The organism is Aerococcus sp. L_32, from assembly GCF_050689315.1.
The window spans coordinates 1-1,093 of record NZ_JBOEQF010000574.1 but is presented as its reverse complement, the minus strand read 5'-3'; the positions used below and the strand labels follow the sequence as shown (position 1 = coordinate 1,093).

The window sequence follows — 1,093 nt, the reverse complement described above, 5'->3', positions numbered from 1 at the left end:
ATACCTGCAATTAATAGGGCATAGACCAACATTCTCTTAAAACTATAGGAAATGACACGGATAATTTTTGGATAATTCAATAGGGCATCGTATAAGATGACGAGGATATTGCTTTCTTTCATACATTCGCTCTTTTCTGTTCGCATATTCTCACTCTTAGCTAGTGGACTTGGAAAATGACTAAGCATTCTCACGTTAACATTCATTATAACAAAGATTGGTCGAAAATAATGAGCGGATGATTGGAAAAGGAAAAACTTTTCTTAAAAATAAGTGAGCGCCTTAAGTCGATTCCTTTGAATTTTAGGGTGTGACTTGGTATAGTGATTTTAGTAAGAAAATAACGATAAGTTATATAGGAGGAATTTTACATGGCTTTTGAATTACCAGAATTACCATACGCTTATGATGCATTAGAACCGTATTTCGATGAGGAAACAATGCACTTGCATCATGACAAACACCATAATACTTATGTAACAAATGCAAACGCAGCTTTAGAAGGTACTGATTTAGCAGACAAATCTGCTGAAGAAATCTTATCTAACTTTGACGCTGTACCTGAAGACAAAAAAACTGCTGTTCGTAACAATGTTGGTGGACACGCTAACCACACATTATTCTGGGAACAATTCGCAGCAAACGCTGGCGGTGAACCTACAGGCGCTTTGAAAGAAGCTATCGACGCTAAGTTTGGTTCATTTGCAGACTTCCAAGAAGCATTCAAAACTGCAGCAACTGGTCGTTTCGGCTCTGGTTGGGCTTGGCTAGTTTTAGCTAACGGTGAAGTAGAAATCACTTCTACACCAAACCAAGACTCACCACTAATGGATGGTCAAACACCATTATTAGGTATCGATGTTTGGGAACATGCATACTACTTGAAATATAAAAACGTTCGTCCAGACTATATTGCTGCATTCTGGAACATTGTAAACTGGGATGAAGTTGCAAAACGTTTTGACGCAGCAAAATAATTTAACATCTATTTAAATAGTAAAAGAGGGGTTAGCTTAGGCTAACCTCTTTTTTACGGCAAATTGCATAAAAATGCCTCTAAAAAACGCCTGCCGACAATTATCAGCAGACGTTT

1 protein-coding gene is annotated in these 1,093 nt (G+C 37.5%); it reads left to right on the top strand.

Annotation, left to right across the window (positions count from 1 at the left end):
* Positions 1-371 precede the first annotated feature (371 nt).
* The gene (locus ACRCJ0_RS14860; RefSeq protein WP_016896885.1) at positions 372-977 is read left to right on the top strand and encodes a superoxide dismutase; all 606 of its coding nucleotides are present in this window, start codon (positions 372-374) and stop codon (positions 975-977) included.
* Positions 978-1,093: the final 116 nt, after the last annotated feature.